Raw genomic sequence first — 583 nt, forward strand, 5'->3', positions numbered from 1 at the left:
ATAGGGCTGTATTGGTTATATAGGCTTCAAACATGGGCTCATTCCTCCTTTCCGGCCCGGTCAGCCAGCACCTCATAAATCCCGGCCATAATGTAATCGGCGCAAGGGAGGGCAATCGCATTTCCCAGCGCCTTGTAGCGTTGCAGAGGCCGGATCTCCACGCCGTCCGCCCCGTACTTTGTCCAGCCCTCCGGCAGCCCCATCAGCCGTTCGCTTTCCGTTTCCGTCAGAAAACGGATACAGCCGCCCTCCGGGTCGCCCTCATACCAGAAGGCAAAGGGCGTTACATCACTGGCTAAAAGAGTGGGAAAAGGGTCAGTTGGTAATCCGAAGCTGTTTCGGAAGGACGTTTCTTCCTGCCTTTTTGCCGCTCCCCGCATACGGAAGCACTGAAAGGGGTGGATGACTGGTATCTGCCGCCCTGTTTCAAAAGAAGCTGTTCGATCTCCTTCGGCGGCGGCCCGCCCGCCCTCTCCGCAAGGCGGAGGAAGTGGGAGCATTGGACGGGGCTTAAATAGTATGTCTGCGGCACGTCTGCCTCCAAAATCCGCCACGACGAAAATCCGCTGCCTTCGTGCCAGCC

At 57.8% G+C, this 583-nt stretch carries 2 protein-coding genes; both read right to left on the minus strand.

The genetic code is table 11. From position 1 onward, the window contains the following. Nucleotides 1-38: 38 nt before the first annotated feature. Nucleotides 39-380 (minus strand): DNA cytosine methyltransferase, encoded by a 342-nt coding sequence (locus H8711_RS14505; protein WP_283245966.1) that lies wholly within the window; start codon nt 378-380, stop codon nt 39-41. Beyond that, nucleotides 296-583: hypothetical protein (locus H8711_RS14510; protein ID WP_346728228.1), on the minus strand; the 288-nt coding region annotated here is incomplete at its 5' end. The genes H8711_RS14510 and H8711_RS14505, both read right to left, overlap by 85 nt.

The organism is Ligaoa zhengdingensis (genome assembly GCF_014384885.1).
In the GTDB taxonomy this organism is placed as follows: Bacteria; Bacillota; Clostridia; order Oscillospirales; family Ruminococcaceae; genus Ligaoa; species Ligaoa zhengdingensis.